Annotated in this window: 21 protein-coding genes; 14 read left to right on the forward strand and 7 right to left on the reverse strand. The window is 38.1% G+C overall.

Annotated elements, in window-relative coordinates:
* Window positions 1-66: 66 nt before the first annotated feature.
* Entirely contained in the window at window positions 67-1,002 is a 936-nt protein-coding gene (locus CKV71_RS02295; protein ID WP_095103391.1) for an NAD-dependent epimerase/dehydratase family protein, read from the reverse strand.
* 289 nt (window positions 1,003-1,291) lie between these two features.
* Here CKV71_RS02295 and CKV71_RS02300 point away from each other — a divergent pair, with 289 nt between their 5' ends.
* Window positions 1,292-2,035 (forward strand): MerR family transcriptional regulator, encoded by a 744-nt coding sequence (locus CKV71_RS02300; RefSeq protein WP_095103392.1) that lies wholly within the window; start codon window positions 1,292-1,294, stop codon window positions 2,033-2,035.
* 62 nt (window positions 2,036-2,097) lie between these two features.
* On the opposite strand, the gene CKV71_RS02305 is transcribed toward CKV71_RS02300, so the two are convergent.
* Complete coding sequence (locus tag CKV71_RS02305) at window positions 2,098-3,342, reverse strand: Zn-dependent hydrolase (RefSeq protein WP_095103393.1); 1,245 nt, start codon at window positions 3,340-3,342, stop codon at window positions 2,098-2,100.
* A 362-nt stretch (window positions 3,343-3,704) separates the two neighbouring features.
* Here CKV71_RS02305 and CKV71_RS02310 point away from each other — a divergent pair, with 362 nt between their 5' ends.
* Together CKV71_RS02310 and CKV71_RS02315 are read left to right on the forward strand one after the other, a co-directional pair.
* Window positions 3,705-4,919 (forward strand): CynX/NimT family MFS transporter, encoded by a 1,215-nt coding sequence (locus CKV71_RS02310; RefSeq protein ID WP_095103395.1) that lies wholly within the window; start codon window positions 3,705-3,707, stop codon window positions 4,917-4,919.
* Window positions 4,920-4,995: 76 nt separating this feature from the next.
* Window positions 4,996-5,373, forward strand: coding sequence for an iron chaperone (locus CKV71_RS02315; protein WP_095107217.1), 378 nt, complete (start codon window positions 4,996-4,998; stop codon window positions 5,371-5,373).
* Between the two features lie 55 nt (window positions 5,374-5,428).
* Here the strand turns inward: CKV71_RS02315 and CKV71_RS02320 are convergent, their stop codons facing one another.
* Complete coding sequence (locus tag CKV71_RS02320; RefSeq protein ID WP_095103396.1) at window positions 5,429-6,772, reverse strand: PepSY-associated TM helix domain-containing protein; 1,344 nt, start codon at window positions 6,770-6,772, stop codon at window positions 5,429-5,431.
* A 280-nt stretch (window positions 6,773-7,052) separates the two neighbouring features.
* On the opposite strand from CKV71_RS02320, the gene CKV71_RS02325 reads away from it, so the two are divergent.
* From CKV71_RS02325 to xylB, 9 genes are all read left to right on the forward strand, one after another.
* Entirely contained in the window at window positions 7,053-8,123 is a 1,071-nt protein-coding gene (locus tag CKV71_RS02325) for a PTS sugar transporter subunit IIC (RefSeq protein ID WP_095103397.1), read from the forward strand.
* A 209-nt stretch (window positions 8,124-8,332) separates the two neighbouring features.
* Window positions 8,333-9,403 carry a PTS sugar transporter subunit IIC gene (locus CKV71_RS02330; RefSeq protein ID WP_095103398.1) on the forward strand — a complete coding sequence of 357 codons (1,071 nt, stop codon included), beginning with the start codon at window positions 8,333-8,335 and terminating at the stop codon, window positions 9,401-9,403.
* Between the two features lie 461 nt (window positions 9,404-9,864).
* Window positions 9,865-10,584: a 5-oxoprolinase subunit PxpB gene (gene pxpB / locus CKV71_RS02335; protein ID WP_095103399.1), complete on the forward strand. Its 720-nt coding sequence runs from the start codon at window positions 9,865-9,867 to the stop codon at window positions 10,582-10,584.
* 1 nt (window position 10,585) lies between these two features.
* Window positions 10,586-11,593, forward strand: a complete 1,008-nt coding sequence (locus CKV71_RS02340) for a 5-oxoprolinase subunit C family protein (RefSeq protein ID WP_095103400.1) — start codon at window positions 10,586-10,588, stop codon at window positions 11,591-11,593.
* Window positions 11,593-12,036 (forward strand): acetyl-CoA carboxylase biotin carboxyl carrier protein, encoded by a 444-nt coding sequence (gene accB, locus CKV71_RS02345; protein WP_095103402.1) that lies wholly within the window; start codon window positions 11,593-11,595, stop codon window positions 12,034-12,036. Before CKV71_RS02340 ends, accB begins: the two co-directional genes overlap by 1 nt.
* 17 nt (window positions 12,037-12,053) lie before the next feature.
* Complete coding sequence (locus tag CKV71_RS02350; protein ID WP_095103403.1) at window positions 12,054-13,412, forward strand: acetyl-CoA carboxylase biotin carboxylase subunit; 1,359 nt, start codon at window positions 12,054-12,056, stop codon at window positions 13,410-13,412.
* Window position 13,413: 1 nt separating this feature from the next.
* A complete protein-coding gene (pxpA, locus tag CKV71_RS02355) occupies window positions 13,414-14,172 on the forward strand; it encodes a 5-oxoprolinase subunit PxpA (RefSeq protein WP_095103406.1) in 759 nt (252 codons plus the stop codon).
* A gap of 3 nt (window positions 14,173-14,175) precedes the next feature.
* Window positions 14,176-15,405: an NRAMP family divalent metal transporter gene (locus CKV71_RS02360; RefSeq protein WP_095103408.1), complete on the forward strand. Its 1,230-nt coding sequence runs from the start codon at window positions 14,176-14,178 to the stop codon at window positions 15,403-15,405.
* A gap of 165 nt (window positions 15,406-15,570) precedes the next feature.
* Entirely contained in the window at window positions 15,571-17,067 is a 1,497-nt protein-coding gene (xylB, locus tag CKV71_RS02365) for a xylulokinase (protein ID WP_095103410.1), read from the forward strand.
* A gap of 136 nt (window positions 17,068-17,203) precedes the next feature.
* Here xylB and CKV71_RS02370 read toward each other — a convergent pair whose 3' ends face one another.
* Window positions 17,204-17,383, reverse strand: coding sequence for a VraH family peptide resistance protein (locus CKV71_RS02370; RefSeq protein WP_095103412.1), 180 nt, complete (start codon window positions 17,381-17,383; stop codon window positions 17,204-17,206).
* Window positions 17,384-17,504: 121 nt separating this feature from the next.
* Here CKV71_RS02370 and CKV71_RS02375 point away from each other — a divergent pair, with 121 nt between their 5' ends.
* Both CKV71_RS02375 and CKV71_RS02380 read left to right on the forward strand, forming a co-directional pair.
* Window positions 17,505-18,080, forward strand: a complete 576-nt coding sequence (locus CKV71_RS02375) for a GNAT family N-acetyltransferase (RefSeq protein WP_095103414.1) — start codon at window positions 17,505-17,507, stop codon at window positions 18,078-18,080.
* Between the two features lie 99 nt (window positions 18,081-18,179).
* Complete coding sequence (locus CKV71_RS02380) at window positions 18,180-18,788, forward strand: metallophosphoesterase (RefSeq protein WP_095103416.1); 609 nt, start codon at window positions 18,180-18,182, stop codon at window positions 18,786-18,788.
* A 356-nt stretch (window positions 18,789-19,144) separates the two neighbouring features.
* On the opposite strand, the gene CKV71_RS02385 is transcribed toward CKV71_RS02380, so the two are convergent.
* From CKV71_RS02385 to CKV71_RS02395, 3 genes are read right to left on the reverse strand one after another with little or no spacing between them, the layout of a single operon-like run.
* Window positions 19,145-19,321, reverse strand: coding sequence for a FeoB-associated Cys-rich membrane protein (locus CKV71_RS02385; protein WP_095103418.1), 177 nt, complete (start codon window positions 19,319-19,321; stop codon window positions 19,145-19,147).
* Between the two features lie 14 nt (window positions 19,322-19,335).
* A complete protein-coding gene (gene feoB / locus CKV71_RS02390; RefSeq protein WP_095103421.1) occupies window positions 19,336-21,330 on the reverse strand; it encodes a ferrous iron transport protein B in 1,995 nt (664 codons plus the stop codon).
* Window positions 21,323-21,559: a FeoA family protein gene (locus CKV71_RS02395; RefSeq protein ID WP_095103423.1), complete on the reverse strand. Its 237-nt coding sequence runs from the start codon at window positions 21,557-21,559 to the stop codon at window positions 21,323-21,325. Before CKV71_RS02395 ends, feoB begins: the two co-directional genes overlap by 8 nt.
* Window positions 21,560-21,787 lie beyond the last annotated feature (228 nt).

Here is a 21,787-nt window from a genome sequence, read left to right on the forward strand (position 1 = left end):
TTAAATAAATGACGAAATAAAAACCCAAGTCCTTTGGAAGCGGACTTGGGTTTTATCAATATCGTATTATTTTTGGTTATATTTTAAATATGCTGCGATACCTTTCATGATGTCGTATTCTGGACGGAAACCTAAATCTTTCAACGGAGACACATCTGAGTAAGAATGTTTGATATCTCCAGCCCGTGCATCTGTAAATGAATAAGGAATTTCATAACCGAAATAATCTGAGAAGGCATTAAACACAGTAATTAAATCAGTCTGTTTTCCTGTTCCGGCGTTAAATACTTTGCCATTTGTAGAATCATCTTCAATAACAATCCAAATCGCTTGCAATAAATCTTTGATATAAATGAAATCACGTGTTTGTTTTCCATCACCGAAGAAGGTGAAAGGAGCTTTATTCAAGAATTTTTGATTAATAATTGATAGGACGCCTGAATAATCCGATTCTGGATTTTGTCTTGGACCGTATACATTGAAGAAACGCAATGCGACAGTCGGCAAGCCATAGAGCGTATGATAAATTTTAGTATATTGTTCACCCGCAAATTTTTGCACAGCGTAAGGTGACAATGGATTAACATTTGAATCTTCTACCGACTTCGGCAAGTCTGGCAAATCTCCATAAATAGCTGCAGAAGACGCAAAGAAGAATTTTTTCAAATTAGTATTATGTTGACGAGTTGCTTCTAATAAATGAATTGTAGAATCGATATTGTCACCATTTGACTCGACGGGTTTTTCAACGGTTTCTACCACACTTACCATTGCAGCCAAGTGAAAGATATATTCGAATTGGTGTGTTTTAACTAAATCAGTTAGTAATTCATGATTTTGTACATTTTCTTGATAAAAATGTGCATCATCGATGAATGGGATGTTTTCTCTTTTTCCAGTAGATAAATTATCTACGACAAATACTTCGTTGCCTTCATTGTGAAATCGCTCAGCTATATGTGAACCGATAAATCCTGAACCACCTGTAATTAATACTTTCATTTGAACAACCTTCCCTTGTAAATGATTATTTGAATAATATGTATATGAATAAATTTTAGCATTATAGTGATATTTATAAAAGCTATATGAAGCATATTTTGCTAAAGAGAATGTTAAGAAAGTAATAAAGTGAAATTTAAAAAAACAAGACTGCGGGAAGTCTTAAAAAGTAAAAAACAGTCGAAAATATGCTTGCTCGCGACGCGACGTCATATAGTAATTTGAAATTGAGGTGGAAAGTGGTTCAATTAAAATAAGCGAATTTGAATATAAGTGAGGTGAAAAGAAAATGATTTATACCACAGGTGAGCTTGCTAAGATCTGCAATGTTTCTGTACGTACAGTGCAATATTATGATCAAAAAGGGTTATTGAAACCTGATAAAGTTGAGAATAAGCGGAGATATTTCAGTGAAGCGGCTAAAATAAAATTAGAAATGATTAATGTTTTGAAAGAAATGGACTGTTCCTTAAAGGAAATCAAAACACTATTAGACGAAACAGATTCAATTAAAACTTTAAAATTCTTATTAAAGCAGAAAGAAGAAGAATTAGAAAAACAATTGGCTAAGCAGCAAGCAAAGCTTAAACAAATTCAAAATTTGAACGATGTCATCAGTCAAAATAGTGAAGAACCGCTTTCTAATGTCCTCAAATTTGATGAGATATCAGAGGGGATGATTGAGATGAAACAACTCAGACGTAATATTATGATTTCAGCAGGTATTGTAGGTATTTTCCAATATGGCAGTATAGCAGCTTCAATACTAAATCATGATTGGAAACCAGTGGGTATTGCAGCACCTTTTTTAATTACTTATGCAGCAGGAGTGAGTTGGTACTATTATAAAAATGTGAGTTATGTTTGTCCGAATTGCCAGTACACTTTTAAACCTTCTTTCATGAAAGTAATGTTAGCAAATCATACCTTTAAAACACGTAAGTTTGAATGCCCGAATTGCGGTGAGACGCATTATTGTGTAGAACTATTGGACAAAGAAAAGTTAAATGCAATAAAGCAAGAGCAAGCATAATTTAAAGGCGGGGCGATGAAATAATCTTAACCCAAATCATTTCGTTATCCCGCCCTTTAAAATTATACAGTGACATCTTTTTTAGCTAATTCAATTGTAGTACCAATTAAAGTTTGGATTCCTTTTTCAATTTCGGAAACTTCTACAGATTCTTTCGGCGAATGACTGACACCATCCTTACATGGAATAAAAATCATACTTGCAGGACAAATCAGTGCCATATTCATAGCATCATGACCTGCACCACTGAACATGAAACGATAGGAGTAATCAAGTTCTTCACAAACTTCTTCAGTTATATTGGCGATTTGAGGATTAAGACTTACTGGTGTATCAGCACCTAAGTCTTCTAAATCCGCTTCAATATTACGGCGTTCTGTAATCGTTTTAATCGCCTGTTCAATTTCAGAAGCGACTTGTTCACGAGATTCTGCTTCTTTGCCGCGCACGTCTATCAGCATTTTTACTTCACCAGGAATCGCATTCATCATATTAGGGAAAGGCTGCACATATCCTACTGTGGCTACAATACCTTCTTGGTGGTGCGACTGGGCGATAGATTCTACTTGCAAAGCAATTTCAGAAGCGGCAGTCAAAGCATCTTTACGCATCGGCATTGGAGTTGAACCAGAATGGCTTGTCTCACCCGTTAATTTTAATTTATAACGATGAGGAGCAGCGATGTGTGTGACGATGCCGATGTCTTTGTGTTTGTTTTGCAAAATAGGACCTTGCTCGATGTGTAATTCAAGATATGCTTTCAAGTCACCTTTATGATAGAAATCATTTTCTGACGGCATGCTCTGTTTTAAAGTATCTACTAAATGGAAAAGTGTTTTTCCTCTATCATCTGTAAGCTTCTTCATATCTTCAGCAGAAAGGTTTCCGGTAATATATTTACTGCCGAGCGTGGATTTATTAAAACGTGCAGATTCTTCACAAGTAAATGCTACTATTTCAATAGGGTGATCTGTTGCGATTTGATGTTCATTCAAATGCTGAATGACTTGCAGTGCGCCCACTACTCCCAACAAACCATCGTAACGGCCGCCATCTTTTACTGTGTCGATATGTGAGCCAAGCATCACTGGTGGTAGCGTATTATCCTTTCCTTTGCGCCGTGCAATTACATTCCCGAAGTAATCAAAGTGTACTTCCAGACCTGCTTCTTGACAAAGCATAGAAAATTTCAAAGCAGCGAGTCGTTCTGCATGACGAAATGCAATACGATTGATGCCGCCCGTTTCTTCATCGTACCCATAATTGTTAAACGTATTTAAATGATTCATGACTGTATCTATGTTCATAATCTTCAAACCCTTTCTTAAAAAATAAGAAGAGCAGGACAGAAAAAATAATGAATTGAAATTATTTCTTCATCCTACTCTGACTCCGGCAAAGCTGCTTAATAAAACAGGCTGAGACTATCCTTTTATGTCTCAGCGCCTTGATAAAGAATGATTATTTACTTTCATTTTACCACAATAAAAATACAATCCTTTGAAATATACTGAAGATTATTGAAATTCTTGAAGAACTGTCTTGAAATAATGCTAGGGTCATCTTAAAATTGAATTAATATTAAGTAGAGGCTGTAAGCTGGGTAATCCAGTTTGCATGCCTCTCAACTTTTTTGGAATATTATTTTAAAAAGGAAGGAAGCGTTTAAATGTCATCGAATACTCCGTATCAAACGGGACGCATCAAAGATAGTTGGGTCCTAGTCATAGCCATTGTGTTAGTGGCCTCGACTTTACGTGCGCCTTTAACTGCAGTGGGTCCAGTCATCGACCAAATTAAAGATGCGCTTCACATTTCAAATAGTGTAGCTGGTATTCTAACGACCATCCCGCTTATCATCTTCGGGATTATTTCCCCGTTAGTTTCGAAAATTACTGCCAAACTCACTATGTCTCGTACTGTTTTCTTGGCGATAGCCATTATCTTACTGGCTTTAATTGTAAGGGTTTTAGGCGTATTCAACTTTTTTATCATAGGAACTCTATTATTAGGGGTAGGGATTGCATTAAATAACGTTGTTTTACCTAGTTATGTAAAATGGAAATTTCCTATGCAAGTCGGAATTATGACTGGCTTATATAGTGGTACGATGAATTTCACTGCAGGTTTAGGCGGCGGATTAAGTTTTCCTTTATCAGAAATCGGAGGATATCGTTTATCGCTCTCTTTTTGGATTATTTTCGGAATGATTGCTGCGATCTTATGGTTGCCTCAAATGAAAAGCGGTTCTAAAGCTGAGAAGAAAATGCTTGAGGAAGTAGAGCACAAAGATCGTAAGAGATTTCATGTGTCACGCTCTAAATTGGCTTGGTCGATTGCTTTGATGATGGGCTTCCAATCTATGATTTTTTATACCTTTGTAGCATGGGTGCCTTCAATTTTAGTAGACCGGGGATTAAACCAATCTAGTGCGGGTTACTTATTGATGTTGAATCAATTCTCTCAAGTACCGATGACCTTCCTTTTCCCGATTCTGGCTTCTAAAATGAAGAACCAGAAACTGCTTATTACCATAGTATCAGCACTCTTTATTATTGGGTTTGCACTTTTCTTTACACAATCATTTACTCTCTTAATTATAGGTATGATTTTAGCAGGTTTCGGAATGGGTTCTGGATTTAGTTTATGTATGACCTTCTTCTCAATCCGTGCAAGAACGAGTGATGGCAGTATTGCTTTATCTGGCTTTGGCCAATCTGTCGGTTACTTTGTAGCAGCAATCGGTCCTTTCTTTGTCGGTCTTTTACATGATCTTACAGGCGGATGGGTTTCAGGAATTATTGCGCTTATCATTATGGGTATCTTATTCTACATCTTTGGATTAGCTTCTTCACACGGTGAAGTTGAAGATGAATTAGCATAGGGAATGGGATAGAAAATAATTGTTGATTAAAATCATTCCGTTATACTTAAATCAAGAAAATAAAGGGGTGAAAGAAGTGGGTTATTTTAATGATTATTTAAATACTATTGAACAACCGGACCATCGAAAGAAGATGGAAGCTATATTTAATTGGGTAGACACAACATTTCCTGAGTTAGATAAAGTCATCAAGTGGAATCAGCCGATGTATACACATCATGACACGTATATTATTGGTTTCAGTAAAGCGAAAGCACATATTTCTGTGAATCCTGAAGCAGCAGGAATGAAGCCTTTTATCCAACGGTTTGAAGCAGACGGCTATACTTATACAGAAAATTTATTTCGAATTAAATGGACGGACGAAGTAGATTATCTCTTATTAAAAGAGATTATTGAATTTAATTTGCAAGACAAAGCAGAGACTACTACATTTTGGAGAAACTATAAATAATAGTAAAGGCTGACACAGCATACTTCTATGGAGAGCTGCGTCAGCTTTTTCAATTTTAATTTAATTTTGCTTTGCGTCGATCTTTCCAATAAAGCAACGCTTCTATGATAAAGACAATAATGAGTGAGAAACCGAATAACGGCATTAAAGTCCCTAAAATGAAGAGTGTAATAATCAAGCTGATAGACATTGGTTTTTTAATACGTCTTGGCAATGGTTGCGGTGTTTTCATGCGGCCTAAGCGTTTAAACCAAGATAAGAAACCTAAAATAATACCGCCTAAGAAGGCTAAACATACTAATAGGTTAATAATTTTGTTGGCAATGCCGAATAAATGACCTTCGTGAAGCGGGATACCCCAAGTTAACCATTTAGCTAAAATACCGTAATCCTGGTAATTGACTTGACCCAATTTCTTACCTGTATATTGATTTATATACATTGTTGTTTCTTTATAAGGTGAGACGTCAAAACCAGTCACACCGCTATTGCTTGCTCGTGATAAAGTGAACGAGCCATCTGCACTGGTTGGATACACAATAGCATAAGGACGTTTTAATCCTTCTTTTTGCGCATCTGACACTACTTTATCTAAAGATAATTGACCTGGTGTGTGCGTCATCGGCATAGCCATACCGCCATGATGACCCCCGCTACTTGATTCAGGCGCTTGTTTCTTTTTCATGGCCCAAGGAATTTCATTCGCTTCTGATTTAGGAGGATTGGCTGCAATCTGTGTTTGTCCTAAAGCTGGGTATGCAGTTGCAATTTTATTAATCTTATCTCCCATAAATCCTGACCAAGGCAATCCTGTAAATACCAGAATTAACATCGGAATAGCAATAATGATGCCGACAATCGAATGCCATTTCTGCAAACGTAAATTACGGCTATTTTGAGTTAATAAATGTTTGCGGAACATCATATAAATACCGGAAAGTATCATGAAGACCGTCCAACATGCTGTGAGTTCTACCAAGTAATTAATCACTGTATTTTCCGTTGACAGTGAACTATGTATACTCCGTGTCATATTAGAATACGTATATTTAGCATTTTGCTGAGCTACAATCTGATTGTGGTTATCTAAGAAGATATAGTATGAATTTCCATCCATATCACCGATTGTAATGCGGTTATTATAAGGGGCTTGCATCATACTGACTTTATTAATCATATATCCAGGATGTTCTTTCTCAATTTGCTTAATCGCATCATTTAGAGATTGCTGCTGATGATGCTCGCTATGTCCATAGAATTCATGTTTATAAAAATGATTTTCAACTTCTGGGAAGAAGAGATATGCGATTCCAGATAGCGTTAATGTAATCAGCAACGGCGTTATAAAGATCGCCGCATAGAAGTGAAGTCTCTGAAGCGGATTAAATGTATTTTTCATTAAGTATTACCTCTTTATCTATTTATATAGGAATCATTACGATTTGTAAAAAGACTACATTTCATTATTACAGATTTATAGATAAATAAAAGGACATTTATTTGTCATATTTTGAAAATTTTATGGCGGTAGTGTGACAATTCGGGAATTAAACCGAATATTAATTAACATTTCTTTTCTATTAACCAATAGCTATTGACTTCAAAATAATTTAGGAATAATATATTCAGAAAATTAAGTCTTTAGTACGTAACACACATCTCAGAAGGGAACATCTTTTATGGAACAAACACTTACTAAGCCTGGCACTAAAATAGGACCCAAACAATTTTTATTCAATCTTTTGAATGGAGTAGCAATCGGTATAGTTGCTGCTTTGATTCCTAATGCAATTTTAGGTGAAATTTTAAGAGCACTGATACCTTTTCATCCCATTTTTAAAATGATTTTAAGTGTATCAGTACTAATTCAATATACAGCACCTTGTTTAATAGGCGCTGTCGTAGCATATCGTTTTCGCTTCTCGCCACTCGGTATCGCAGTGGTTGCTGCTTCTGCAAGTATCGGCAGCGGGCAAGCCGTATTCAAGAATGGAGCATGGGTACTTTTAGGTATGGGTGATTTAATCAATGCAATGTTTGCCACTGCACTCGCTTGCATGATGATCTTGCTTATCGGCGAACGATTCGGCAGCTTGAATTTAATCATCTTGCCGACATTTGTAGCAGTATCTACTGGCTTTATAACAGTGCATACCTTGCCCTATGTAAGATTAGTAACAACTTCAATTGGCAGTATGATCAATTATTTTACAGAACTACAGCCGATTCCAATGTGTATCTTAATATCTTTAGTTTATGCGTCTATCGTTATCTCACCTATATCTACTGCAGCGCTATCGATGGCAATCGGTATAACAGGATTGGCAGCCGGCTCAGCATCGATTGGAATTGCCTCTGTGGAAGCAGTCCTTACATTAGGTACGTTAGGTGTGAATCGTTTAGGTGTACCGCTAGCCATATTTTTAGGCGGGGTTAAAATGATGTTGCCGAATTTAGTTAAACATCCGATTATATTTTTACCGCTCACTACGACTGCCGTTGTATCTGGTTTTGTAGCAAGTTTGATTGGAATTGGAGGCACAAAACAATCGGCTGGATTTGGTATTATCGGACTTGTGGGCCCAATCAACGCTTTTAGATTTTTAGAGGGTGATAATTTTTTAGTTAAAGTTGCACTTTGCGCAGTCGCATTTTTTGTTGTGCCTTTTATTACAGCTTTTATTGTTCATTTTTTATTTATCAAAGTATTTAAAATTTACGATAAAGATATCTTTCGTTTTTTAGGATAAGAAAATGAGGGGGAGCAGAACAGAAATAACGCTGAGATTATATGATGTTTTAATCCCTTCTTTTTCTTTAAAATGCTAAAATTGCACTATTCCTACCTTTTAAGTCAAAATTGCTATTGACTTTCAAAGCATTTCAATCTAAAATTATCAGAATATTATAAAAATAAATTCGTGCACAAAATTCCAACAACATAGGAGGCGAAATTATTATGGCAAGTACACTTACTAAACCAGGCACTAAAGTAACACCTAAAGTCTTTTTATTTAATGTTTTAAATGGGGTGGCTATCGCCATTATAGCAGGGTTGATTCCCAATGCCATTTTAGGCGAAATCTTGAAAGCATTGAAACCGCATTTTCCAATTTTTGGAGAATTGCTGCTCATTACCACATCTATACAATTCGCTGTCCCTCTCTTAGTAGGCGCACTTGTGGCACACCGATTTAATTTTTCGCCGCTCGGTATTGCAGTAGTAGCTGCCTCTTCGTTTATCGGAAGCGGTGCCGCCGTCTTTAAAAATGGCACATGGGTAATTACAGGAATTGGAGATTTAATCAATACTATGTTTGCAGCAGCGCTCGCTTCATTCTTGATATTGCTGATTGGTGAACGTTTCGGCAGTTTGAACCTTATCATCTTGCCGACATTTGTAGCTGTACTCACAGGCTTCATTACCTTACATACACTGCCTTATGTGAAAATGGTGACAACTGCAATCGGTCATATGATCAATACCTTCACAGAAATGCAGCCAGTTATAATGTGTGTACTGATTGCACTCGTTTATAGCATCATCATTATTTCGCCTATCTCAACTGTAGCGACATCTATGGCTATCGGCATCAGCGGCCTGGCAGCCGGTTCAGCATCCATAGGTATTACCGCTGCAGAAGCGGCACTTGTATTTGGCACATGGGGCGTTAACCGCTTAGGTGTACCTTTAACTATTTTCTTAGGCGGAGTAAAAATGATGCTGCCGAACATGGTCCGTTACCCGATTATGTTGCTGCCTATTACTACTACAGCTGCCATTTCAGGATTCGTAGCCAGCTTCATCGGGATAGGAGGAACCAAAGAATCAGCCGGCTTCGGTATCATCGGACTTGTTGGACCTATCAACGCCTTCAGATTCTTAGAAGGCGACAACGTTATCATTAAACTCATACTCGTAGCCATCGCATTCTTTGTCGTTCCATTTACCGTTGCATTCATTTCACATTTTATTTATATGCGCGTGCTTAAAATCTACAATAAAGATATCTTTAAATTCCTGGGATAAACCTGAGAGTGAGCAAGCAGACACGGCCGACGCTTGCTCTCTTTTTTTGGTGGAAAAGCAAAACTTGTGAGAGTGGAAAAAATGCCAAGAGTACTTAAAAAACTAAGTATTCTTAACCAAGTACTCTTAAATAGGAAGAAAGAGTGTAAAATTTGTACAAAAAAAGTCTTTTACTTCCGTTAAAGTTGTATTATAGTATAACAATACGAATGGAAGGGCTTTCACAATAAGTTGTCAGAATAATGATACGATTGAAAGCCAAAGAATAAAACACTAAAAAATCAGCTGTGACGAGATGATAAATTAAATTTCATTTAATGTTATTTCCGTTTCGCATATATTCATCTTAATCGTAATGAAGTGACTAAAAATGTTATAATAGGGATTGTTGGATTTTTCTGTATATACTGAAAACCAACTCTAAACTAAACAACGTAATTTTAAACAAAGGGGGCTATGAGATGGATTATCAAATCATAAATGAGCAATCTATTATGATTAAATTCGAGCCGCAAATTGATCCGGAAACATTTAAAAAAGTACAACAGATTGTGAAGTATTTAGAACAACAAGCAATTGAAGCTATCACAGAAGTTGTGCCATCATACAGAGCGGTGATGATTCATTTTGATCAAACAAAGATTAATGCACAAGAACTGATTGATACATTGAATTTAGACAACTTAGATTTAGCAGATATTGAAGTATCAGAGAGTTCTAAAATTGTTTATATTCCAGTCGTATACGGGGGAGAATACGGACCGGATCTTAAAGCAGTAGCCGAACACAATCAGTTATCTACTGATGAAGTCATAAAATTACATACAGAACCTACTTATTTAATTTATATGCTAGGATTTATGCCTGGTTTCCCTTATCTTGGAGGATTAGATGAGCGTCTGTATACCCCAAGAAGAGATGAACCGAGAGTTCGTATTGATGCTGGGTCTGTCGGCATTGCGAACAATCAAACAGGTTTATATCCGCAAGATTCACCAGGCGGTTGGCAAATTATCGGTCGAACGCCATTAGATGTCTTCGACTTAAATCGTGAACCGATGACGTTATATGCTGCTGGTGATAATATTCAATTCTATGAAATCAGTGAAGCTGATTTTGATGAAATTATGACAGCAAAGCATGAACCGGATTTTGATTTAGAAAAATGGGTGAATCGTTAAGATGAGTATCAGAATAAACAAACCAGGACTATTTTCTACAATTCAAGATGAAGGACGTATCGGTCATCAAAAGGATGGGTTTTCAGGAGCAGGGGCTTTAGATATTTATAGTTTCCGCTTAGGCCAATCCTTAATTGGAAATAAAGGCCCGGCTATTGAAGCAACTATTATTGGACCTTCACTTACATTTTTAGAAGACGACACTATCGTAATAACTGGCGCAGAATTTAAAGCTGAATTAAACGGTCGTCCAGTACCGCATCAAACTGTAGTTCAAGTGTACAAAGGTGATGAACTTGTGATGAATGCAGCTGTTAAAGGTGCACGCGGGTACTTATTCTTTGGACATCCATTAGATGTGCCGGAAGTTGCAGGCAGTTATTCCACTCATACACGTACAAAAATGGGCGGACATGAAGGCAGAGCGCTGAAGAAAGGTGACTTTGTCCATCAGAAGCTTAATGAAACATATCGCAAGCACGTAGGGTTCTCTAGCGATTTAGATTTAATTCATGAGGATACAGATACAATTCGTATTGTAGAAGGTCCTCAATTTGACAGCTTTTCTGATGAAAATCATGAAAGCTTAGTTTCTGAGCCGTTTGAGATTTCAGAACAATCAGATCGTATGGGCTTTCGTTTGAAAGGGCCATCGATTCCACCTAAAGAAAGCGCAGATATCATTTCAGAACCTGTTGCTTTAGGAAGCATCCAAGTGCCGAATGATGGTAATCCGATTATTCTGATGAATGATAAACAAACTGTCGGCGGTTATACGAAAATCGCGACGGTTACACAATTAGATTTAAGCGTACTCGCGCAAAAGAAACCTGGAGAGAAAATTAATTTTGAATGGGTTTCAATTGAAGATGCGATTAAAGATTTAGAAGAATACAACGATGGTTTCGAAGACATATTGAACAATGTCGAAAGAGAACCGTTATTTGATTTACGGGAATTAAGAATTACGGCGAATCGTATTTGCGAATTATTAGAGGGGGAGAAATAATGAAGTTAGAAGAAATTAAAGATTTAATTAATTTAGTAAAAGAGAACGAAGTAAATAAGTTTAAATATAAAGATGAAGAACGTGAAATTGAATTAGATTTTTCAACTCCACAACAAACACAACCTGCTGCACAAATTCAAACACAAGCGACTTCAAGTGCGACGCCTGAAAATAACACAGCGTCAGCAACTGATGAAGCGCCGGCAGGTAATACAATCAATGCACCAATGGTAGGTACTTTCTTCTTGCAAGATGCAAAAGATTTAACTGAACCATTATTTAAAGTTGGCGACAAAGTCAGCAAAGGCGACGTGGTTGGCTTTATCGAAGCGATGAAAGTCATGAATGAAGTAACAAGTGATGTAGATGGAGAAGTGACAGCGATTTTAGTCGACCATGGTACAAATGTCGAGTATGATCAAGCGTTGATTGAAGTTAAATAAAGGGGTGTGAAATTATCATGTATCGTTGTTTAATTGCAAACAGAGGAGAAATCGCTGTACGTATCATCCGTGCTTGTCGTGAATCAGGCGTGGGTACGGTTGCTGTATACGCGAAGGGAGATGAAAAAAGTCTGCATGTCAGTTTAGCAGACGAAGCGATCTGTATCGGAGAAGCTAATCCTTTAGACAGCTATTTAAATATTGAACGCATTATTGCGGCGGCTGAAATTTCAGGTGCAAATGCCATTCACCCAGGATACGGCTTCTTATCAGAAAGTCCTACTTTTGCGCAAAAAGTAGAAGAAAATGATATTTATTTCATTGGACCTACAAGACGTACAATGGAAATGATGGGTGACAAAATTACAGCACGTCAAACTGTCCACAATGCAGGCGTACCGATCATTCCAGGTTCAACTGGCGCAGTCAACTCTGTAGAAGAAATTGAAGAAATTGCTAAAGATATCGGTTATCCGGTTGTATTGAAAGCAGCGAGCGGCGGCGGTGGTAAAGGCATCCGTATCGTTAAAGAAAAGAAAGACTTAGAAAAGTCCTTCAAAGAAGCACAAAGTGAAGGTAAAAAATACTTTAACGATGACCGCATTTACGTCGAAGCATTTATTCCAGTTGCCAAACACGTAGAAGTACAAGTTATTGGTGACGGTAAAGAAAATTACGTTCATTTAGGAGAACGTGATTGTTCTGTACAACGTAAAAACCAAAAATTAATTGAAGAATCACCTTGTGCAGCCTTATCTGACGAAAGACGCCAAGCTATCTGTGATGATGCTGTTAAAGTTGCAAAGGCTTCGAATTACCGCAGTGCCGGTACAATCGAGTTCTTAGTTACTGAAGATGCTTATTATTTCATTGAAATGAATGCGCGTATCCAAGTTGAACATACTGTTACAGAAATGCGTGCAGACCGTGACTTAGTTAAGTCGCAATTATACTTAATGAAATATGATGAACTTCCATATACGCAAGAAGACATTCATTTCACTGGTCATGTCATTGAAGCACGTATTAATGCTGAGAACCCGGAACGCAAATTCCAGCCTTCACCAGGTAAGGTCAAAGCGTTGCACTTGCCTCAAGGCTTTAACGTACGTGTAGACTCATTACTTTATCCAAACTATATCGTATCGCCATTCTATGATTCGTTGGTTGCCAAAGTAATTGTCAAAGCAAGCGACCGCGCACTAGCCATTGAAAAGTTAAAATCTACTTTAGATGAAATGGTGATTGAAGGTTTCTCTACAACAGCTGATTTCTTATATGCTGTATTATCATATCCTGCTTATGCAGAAGGCGATGCAAGTGATGTAGATATCAAGTTCTTAGATCGTCATCATATTATTAAGGGGGCATCATAATATGCAAATAGATTTAAACTGTGATTTAGGTGAAGCATTCGGTAATTATTCATTCGGAGGAGACCATCAAATCATTCCGGTGATTACTTCAGCGAATGTAGCTTGCGGATTTCATGCAGGTGATGAAAATGTCATGAATGAAACAGTGAAATTAGCGAAAGAGCATGGTGTCGGTATTGGTGCGCATCCTGGATTCCATGATTTGCAAGGCTTTGGACGTCGTAATATTGATATGGCTCCAGATGAAATTTATACCTTAGTGGCTTATCAAATTGGCGCGTTGCAAGCCTTTTGCCAAATCCACGATGTGAAAATCAATCATGTGAAACCACATGGTGCATTATACAACATGGGTGCACGTGACAAAGATATTGCACACGCTATTGCGCAAGCAGTATATGACGTGGATCCATCGCTTATCTTAGTCGGACTATCTAACACTTTGTTGATTTCAGAAGCTGAAGCAATCGGCTTGAAGACAGCATCTGAAGTGTTTGCTGATAGACGCTATGAAGCAAATGGCCAATTAGTCAGCCGTAAAGAAAGTGATGCGGTCATCACAGATACTGATGCAGCAATTGAACAAGTGATTAAGATGGTTAAAGACAACAAAGTGACAGCGAAAGATGGAACTGAAATAGATATTCAAGCAGATACAATTTGTGTGCATGGCGATGGTGTGCATGCATTAGAATTCGTATCGAAAATTCGAGAAAGATTAACGAAAGAAGGTATTTCGATTACGAAACTAGGGGGTTAATATATGGGAGAAAACAAACAAACAAAGACGGATTTCGAGTTCACAAAGGAGCATAAACGCCTGTTACTCGGATCAGTTTTCTTGATGGCAACATCAGCAATCGGGCCGGCGTTCTTAACACAAACAGCTGTATTTACAGCACAATTTGCAGCGAGCTTCGCATTTGCGATTTTGCTTTCAATTATTATTGATATCGGAGCACAGATCAATATCTGGCGTGTCTTAGTAGTAACAGGTCTTCGTGGACAAGAAATTGCGAACGAGATGGTAAAGGGATTAGGTACTTTCATCTCTATCCTGATCGCAATAGGCGGATTAGCCTTTAACATTGGTAATATTGCCGGTGCTGGACTAGGTTTAAATGCCATTTTTGGAATTGACGTCAAATGGGGCGCAGCGATTACAGCTGTTCTAGCCATTGGCGTGTTCGTAAGTAAGAGCGGTCAAAAAGTGATGGACGTTGTCACAATGGTTTTAGGGGTACTCATGATTCTGATTGTGGCTTATGTAATGGTGGTTTCCAACCCTCCATATTTAGAAGCAGCACATAGAATGGTCTTACCTGAACATCCTGCAGCATTAGTATTGCCGATTATTACACTGGTCGGTGGTACAGTAGGTGGTTACATTACTTTCGCAGGTGCACACAGAATTTTAGACTCTGGTATCAAAGGTAAAGAATATTTACCATTTGTTAACCAATCAGCGATTTCTGGTATCTTAACTACTGGTGTAATGCGTGGTCTATTATTCTTAGCAGTATTGGGTGTAGTTGTAACAGGTGTTACTTTAGATCCTGAAAACCCACCTGCATCTGTATTCCAACATGCTTTAGGACCAATTGGTAAAAATATTTTCGGTGTTGTATTATTTGCAGCAGCATTATCTTCAGTAATCGGTTCTGCTTATACAAGTGCAACATTCTTGAAAACATTGAGTAAATCATTAATGAAACGTAGTAATTTAATCGTTATTACATTTATCGTTGTTTCAACATTAATCTTCTTATTCATCGGTAAACCAATCAAATTATTGATTATTGCTGGTGCATTGAACGGACTTATCTTACCTATTACTTTAGGTACGATACTTGTCGCGAGTAAGAAGAAATCGATTGTCGGAGACTATAAACATCCAACTTGGATGCTAGTCTTCGGTATCATCGCCGTTGTTGTAACAATTATCACAGGAATTTTCTCATTCCAAGGTTTAGCTGAACTTTGGAGTTCATAATTAAAGTGAAAAAATAAGGCGCGGGCAGCCTAGTCCGTGTCTTATTTTTTTATTGCTTTTCAAGGTTTTCTTTTTAAAAAAAGAATAAAGATATTGGATGTATATTAAAGTTGATAAACGTTATAATAATAGTAATGTAAGCGCTTAGAAGGAAAGGTGACAACTATGGTAAACGAAGCAGTTATTGGTATTGATTTAGGTACGAGTGCGATTAAATTATTGGCGGTGTCTAGAGAGGGGGAGGTCTTGGGTGTGCAGAGTGAGCCACTGCCGCTTTATCAAGATTATCCTGGTTATTCGGAACAAGATCCTGATGAGTGGAATGCCGCGATGCAGCGTGGTTTGAAGCATTTATTGAGACAACCGCAAATGGCTGAGGTGGTTATCAAGGGAGCTTCGTTCTCTGGGCAAATGCACGGCTTAGTGTTGGTAGATGAAGCGGGGAGACCGTTAAGACGCGCTATTCTGTGGAATGATACACGGACGACTCCTCAATGTGAACTAATTAAAGAGAAACATGGCGACCAAGTACTGGGAAATCCGGTGGTGGAAGGATTTACGTTAACAAAATTATTATGGGTGAAAGAGAATGAGCCTGAAGTGTGGGGAAAAGCAGCAGCGTTTATGTTGCCGAAAGATTATCTCCGCTATTGTTTGACTGGCGAAATTTTTACAGAGTTCTCGGATGCGGCGGCAACGATGTTATGGAATCCGCAGGCCAAAGCCTGGGATAAGGAGTTAGGTGAGGAATTTGGAATTCCTGATATTTATCCTGATGTGCTGCAATCACATGATGAGGCAGGCACCTTCAATGCTTTGTTGGCAGCTGAACTCGGCTTAGGGACAGATGTTCCGGTATTTGCTGGTGGTGCTGATAATGCATGTGGTGCGCTAGGTTCTGGCGTTATTAATCCTAATGATTCGATTTGCAGTATTGGCACTTCGGGTGTGTTGTTGATTTGCGAACCTGTGGGCGGCGCTGAAGGATATGGTCATAAGATTCATTTGATGAATCACGCGGTGCCAGATGTCAATTATTTGATGGGCGTGACATTGAGTGCAGGGTATAGTTTGAGTTGGTTCAAGCGGGAGTTTTATGCGGATGAAAGCTTTGAACAGTTGTTGGATGAGGCACGAGAAGCGGGCATTGGCGCACATGGTCTGATCTTCACACCTTATTTAGCGGGAGAACGCACACCCCATGGAGATGCTTCGATTCGCGGCAGCTTTATCGGTATCAGCGGCTCGAACACACGCGGCGACTTTGCACGTGCAGTAGTGGAAGGCATTACTTACTCATTATATGATTCGTTAATTTACTTGCGCAGTGTCGGAAAAAATGTCACGAAAATTGTCTCTACCGGCGGAGGGGCGAAAAGCGATTTCTGGCTGCAATTACAAGCAGATGTATTTAATGCAGAAATTTATAAACTGAAACATGAAGAGGGACCGAGTATGGGCGCAGCTATGTTGGCGGCGTATGGTTTAGGATGGTATCCAAGTTTAACAGATTGTGCGAAACAATTTATTCATTATACAACGACGTTCAAGCCAGATTTAAAACGTCATAAAGCTTACGAAGATTACTTCCAAATTTATCAACAAGTTTATAATGCGACAAGACGTTTGACTAAGAACTTATTAGAATTGCAGAAAAAATAAGAGCATAGTGAAGGGAAAGATATCGGATTTAACTATACAATTAGGAAGTTCTTCCTACTATATATTCTGTTGAGAAAAGAACGGGGGCTGGGATAATAGTATCCCGGCTCCCGATTCAATTGCCTATTTCACATGATTACTTGCCATTTTTTTCTAAATAATAGCCAATCCATGCGCCTACAGGAATACCGATGATAGGCGTTGTGATTGCACTAAGTACAATAACTGAACCAATCATAATCAAACCATTCTTAGAACCAAATCGCATGTGCTTGATTGTTTCGACCATATCTCCAACATACTCTTTAAATGACATAATATTACCTCCTAGCAATTAATTTATTTGTAATTAGTATTCATCTATAATATATCATGAATTGGAGAAATTAGATATAATCAACTATATGTAGACCTAAATAATAAAGTAGGTGAGTTAAATGAAGTTCGAATATTTGAGTGAGGAAACAGAACGATTAGTGATCAGACCTCTCCAACACTCGGATTATCAAGCATGGCTAACAGGCTTTTGCGGACGTTTCGACTCACGATCTCCTTATGATGAAGGCAGATTAGATATGTCGATTTGTACTGAAAATTGGTATAACCAACTTGTAGACAAGCACCATCAGTTTATTAAAGAAGACAAGATTTACATATTCGGTATATTTCGCAAAGCGGATGGGATGCATTTGGGGAATTTAGATATCGTGACCTTGTCTCGCAGTCACTTTCAATGGGCAGAGTGCGGTTACACGATTCATAATCAATTTTGGCGCAAAGGTTATGCGTTTGAAGCGTTGACAGCCATGTTGAAGATTGCGGATAAACGGTTGAAGTATCACCGTGTTGAAGCCCATGTGAATATTGGAAATATACCTTCTGCGAAATTATTGGAAAAAGCAGGATTTCAGTATGAATGTACGCGTGAAAAATTTATTTTTGAAAACGGAGAATGGACAGATCACCTTGTATACGCTAAAACGTTGAATAATATGCCTCCGGTTAATATGTAATGTTATTTTTTACAAAAAATTTAAAAACATAAGACTGAAAATTATGTATACTATAAATAAGTAATAATTCGAGAAAGGCAGGAGGTCAAGTTCAACATCATGAAAGGGAGAATACTTGTTTCATCAGATATTCATGGTCATGGAGCAGCCTTGGCCAAACTCTTAAAATATGTAGATTATAATCCTAAAAAAGATCAATTAGTGCTCTTAGGAGATTATGTAAATAATGGCCCTGATTCAACGGGCACTTTAAAAATGGTCAAGAAATTACATAGCGAAGGTGCAATTGTATTATTAGGCAATCATGATGTACGGTGGATGAAATCGAAGGAGAAGCGGAAACGTAAGTGGCGTTCTGTGTTGCAAGAGTTTGATAGTATTGCGAAAATCGATGACTATCTATTTGTTCATGCCGGCGTAAATCCTTCTAAATCATTATCGAAACAAAAAATGTCTGAGGTCACTGGATTTGAATCAGATGTGGCCTTATCTCGGAAAATAAAAGGTAGATGGGTCGTCCATGGACATGTCCCAACCCGTCGCTATGGTGCGAAGAAGAATAAGATTTACATCAAAGGTCATACTATCGACATTGATACAGGGGCTGGTCATGGTGAGCGCTTGTCTTTAGTCGATTTAACACACCAGCAAGTTTGTTCAATTGAAGTAGAGCGTTTGAAAAAAGTACATGAGTATAGTTTCGGTTAGATGAAAGACCTTGAAAGTTTGAAATAACAACTTCAAGGTCTTCAAATATTTATAAAAGGGAGGGGATGATATACCAGATTCTCTTTCTCTATTTAACAGGATATTTTAATAAGAGAAATCGCCAAAGTGTATAGGCGGGAGAGTCGCGCCTCGACACTTTTCCCTATCCGCCCCTCATCTCCTCATAAAAAATATAAATCCCCCTTAATCAGACAAAGAAAAAGAGTTGAGACCTCCATAGAAGTCCCAACTCTTCTTCCCAAAATGGGCAGTAGCTACCTGAACAGTAAAAGTTAGATTTACCAGCGCGAAAGAACGATATAACATTTCGGCCCCGCGCGCTCCCAACTATTATATTAAGACGCATGTTTCTGATGTTTTTTCATTTCTTTAGGCATTGCATGTCCGCAACCTTTGTTGATATCGCATGCTGCACATTTACCTTGCTTAGACTTTTTGAAGAAGCGGACTAAAGTATAAGCGGCATAGCCGAAGATTAATAAAATAATGACAGCGTTGATTAAAATTGTCATTGTACAATTCCTCCTTAACCAAAAAGTTGACTGCCTTGATAGACAATAAATGTTAGAACATAGGCAATTACAACAGGGTAAAGTGTTGCAATAATTGTCCATTTCCAAGAGACGGTTTCTTTACGAATAGCTGCAACCGTAGATAAGCATGGAATATACAACAAGATAAATAACATAAATGCGTATGCAGATGCTGGTGTAAAGTGTGTAGATATCATTCTTGTCAGTCCATGACTGTCAGTCGCATAAATAATGGCCATGGCACTTACCACGACTTCTTTTGCTAAGAAGCCAGGAATTAAAGTTGCACCGGCTTGCCATGTACCGAAACCAAGCGGCACTAATAATGGTGCAATACAAGCTCCGATGATTTGCAAGAAACTGTGATCGACGTTAACTCCGAAGCCAGTCGGTCCTGCATAATTCAACATCCAAATGACGACTGAACCGCCGAAGATAAAGGTACCGGCTTTTTTCACAAAGCCTTTTGCTTTTTCCCAAGTGCTGCGCCACAACGTTTTAGCTGATGGTAAACGGTAAGGTGGCAACTCAATTACAAAGACAGAGTTTTCCTTCTTCAAAATCGTCTTCGTCATGACAAAGCTGACGGTCAAAGCTACTACGATGCCGATAACGTACAAACTGAGTACTACAAGGGCTTGGTTTTCTTTAAAAAAGACACCTGCAAATAGTGCGTAGACCGGAAGACGTGCGGAACAAGACATAAACGGCGTGATTAAAATGGTAGTTAACCGTTCTTTCTCTTGTTCAATACTTCTCGTAGCCATGACGCCCGGTACATTACAGCCGAAGCCGATAATCATAGGGATGAAAGATTTACCGTTCAAGCCTAAACCTTCCATAATCTTATCCATAATCAACGCAATACGTGCCATATAACCTGAATCTTCCAATACAGAGATGAAGAAGAATAAAATCATAATTTGCGGTACGAATACTAAGACAGCGCCGACCCCGGCAATAATACCGTCCGTGATCAAGTCTTTCAAGAATGGGAATAATCCAATCGCATCCATCGCTTGTTTAACCCAATCGGTAAAAGGACCGCCGATAAAATCATCCAGCCTATCTGACAATGGTGTACCAATCCATGAGAACGTTGCTTGAAAAATCAGCCACATAATGACTAAAAAAATCGGGATACCTACATATTTATTAGTCAATATTTTATCTACACGATCAGTCAGATATTGTTTCTTCTTATTAGGATGCGTAATGACACCTTCTAAAATATCATCAATATATTCCGTACGAGAGCGGCGCATACTGTCAACAATAGACATATCTAATTGTGTCGCTAAATTTTCTCTGATAGCGTTTAATTCAGGATGATTATGAGCGTCAATAAATTGTTCGATTGCAGGATTGCCCAATAAATATTGGACTGCGATAAAACGATGGCGTTTTGCTGGTAAATCCAATTGGTGTTTGAAGTAATGTTGCAGTTCTGATAATGCAGATTCAACTGCTGCTTCATAAGGAATTTTCAAAGGTTGAGCTGTAGATAAATCATCATCTTTGAGGAGCTCCAATATACTGTCGATACCTTGGCCGCTTCTCGCCACAATCGGCAATATCGGCATCTTCAACCGACGCATCAGCAAATTGCGGTTAATTTCAATACCGCGTTTCGCAGCCACATCACCCATATTCAAACATAAGAGAATTGGAGAGCCGAACTCCATTAACTGCGTCGTCAATAATAAGTTACGTTTCAACTGCACTGCATCCACAATATTGACAACTTTAGAAAAATTGTTGTGCAATAAATAATCTGTCACGACCGTTTCATCTTTAGAAATCGGCAATAAATCATAAATACCCGGCAAGTCGACCAATTCGCCTTGCTTATCCTTCAACATACCTACTTTCTTCTCAACCGTTACACCGCTCCAGTTCCCTACATATTCATAAGAACCAGTCAGTGCATTGAAAAGCGTTGTCTTGCCGACATTCGGATTGCCGACAATACAATAAGAATTATGCATCCGCTTGCTCCAACATTATTTTGCAAGCATCACAATGACGGATACCGATACATTGGCCATCCATCTCTAACGTGCATGGACCTTTCATAAAAAACTTCTGACGTACTTTAATTTTGCTTCCGATTGTAAAACCAAGTGCGCTTAATCGATGTGCAAGCATAGTATTTTCAAAATTAATACTCGTAATTTTATAAGTTAAACCTTTTTCGGCATTAGCTGCATGAACCATTAAAATGCCACCCTTCAAAACATAATTGTAATTGATTATTATTATCATTGATATCTTACACCCATCTTAAAAAGTCTACAATCTTTTTTTAAACAATATGAGATAAATGTAAAAAAGAAATAACGATGTAAGGATACAAATATTTAAGAGAAATACTCAACCTCAACGCCCACAAGGATTTCAAACCGTACGCCTTAACTGAGAATTTTTCGCAAAACCGTCACATCT

Source organism: Staphylococcus piscifermentans (assembly GCF_900186985.1).
GTDB classification, from domain to species: domain Bacteria; phylum Bacillota; class Bacilli; order Staphylococcales; family Staphylococcaceae; genus Staphylococcus; species Staphylococcus piscifermentans.

What these genes read in the sequence shown, in the direction of transcription:
- CKV71_RS02295 (WP_095103391.1), bottom strand. Translation starts at nt 1,002, where the DNA reads ATGAAAGTATTAATTACAGGTGGTTCAGGATTTATCGGTTCACATATA.
- CKV71_RS02300 (WP_095103392.1), top strand. Translation starts at nt 1,292, where the DNA reads ATGATTTATACCACAGGTGAGCTTGCTAAGATCTGCAATGTTTCTGTA.
- CKV71_RS02305 (WP_095103393.1), bottom strand. Translation starts at nt 3,342, where the DNA reads ATGAACATAGATACAGTCATGAATCATTTAAATACGTTTAACAATTAT.
- CKV71_RS02310 (WP_095103395.1), top strand. Translation starts at nt 3,705, where the DNA reads ATGTCATCGAATACTCCGTATCAAACGGGACGCATCAAAGATAGTTGG.
- CKV71_RS02320 (WP_095103396.1), bottom strand. Translation starts at nt 6,772, where the DNA reads ATGAAAAATACATTTAATCCGCTTCAGAGACTTCACTTCTATGCGGCG.
- CKV71_RS02325 (WP_095103397.1), top strand. Translation starts at nt 7,053, where the DNA reads ATGGAACAAACACTTACTAAGCCTGGCACTAAAATAGGACCCAAACAA.
- CKV71_RS02330 (WP_095103398.1), top strand. Translation starts at nt 8,333, where the DNA reads ATGGCAAGTACACTTACTAAACCAGGCACTAAAGTAACACCTAAAGTC.
- pxpB (WP_095103399.1), top strand. Translation starts at nt 9,865, where the DNA reads ATGGATTATCAAATCATAAATGAGCAATCTATTATGATTAAATTCGAG.
- CKV71_RS02340 (WP_095103400.1), top strand. Translation starts at nt 10,586, where the DNA reads ATGAGTATCAGAATAAACAAACCAGGACTATTTTCTACAATTCAAGAT.
- accB (WP_095103402.1), top strand. Translation starts at nt 11,593, where the DNA reads ATGAAGTTAGAAGAAATTAAAGATTTAATTAATTTAGTAAAAGAGAAC.
- CKV71_RS02350 (WP_095103403.1), top strand. Translation starts at nt 12,054, where the DNA reads ATGTATCGTTGTTTAATTGCAAACAGAGGAGAAATCGCTGTACGTATC.
- pxpA (WP_095103406.1), top strand. Translation starts at nt 13,414, where the DNA reads ATGCAAATAGATTTAAACTGTGATTTAGGTGAAGCATTCGGTAATTAT.
- CKV71_RS02360 (WP_095103408.1), top strand. Translation starts at nt 14,176, where the DNA reads ATGGGAGAAAACAAACAAACAAAGACGGATTTCGAGTTCACAAAGGAG.
- xylB (WP_095103410.1), top strand. Translation starts at nt 15,571, where the DNA reads ATGGTAAACGAAGCAGTTATTGGTATTGATTTAGGTACGAGTGCGATT.
- CKV71_RS02370 (WP_095103412.1), bottom strand. Translation starts at nt 17,383, where the DNA reads ATGTCATTTAAAGAGTATGTTGGAGATATGGTCGAAACAATCAAGCAC.
- CKV71_RS02375 (WP_095103414.1), top strand. Translation starts at nt 17,505, where the DNA reads ATGAAGTTCGAATATTTGAGTGAGGAAACAGAACGATTAGTGATCAGA.
- CKV71_RS02380 (WP_095103416.1), top strand. Translation starts at nt 18,180, where the DNA reads ATGAAAGGGAGAATACTTGTTTCATCAGATATTCATGGTCATGGAGCA.
- CKV71_RS02385 (WP_095103418.1), bottom strand. Translation starts at nt 19,321, where the DNA reads ATGACAATTTTAATCAACGCTGTCATTATTTTATTAATCTTCGGCTAT.
- feoB (WP_095103421.1), bottom strand. Translation starts at nt 21,330, where the DNA reads ATGCATAATTCTTATTGTATTGTCGGCAATCCGAATGTCGGCAAGACA.
- CKV71_RS02395 (WP_095103423.1), bottom strand. Translation starts at nt 21,559, where the DNA reads ATGGTTCATGCAGCTAATGCCGAAAAAGGTTTAACTTATAAAATTACG.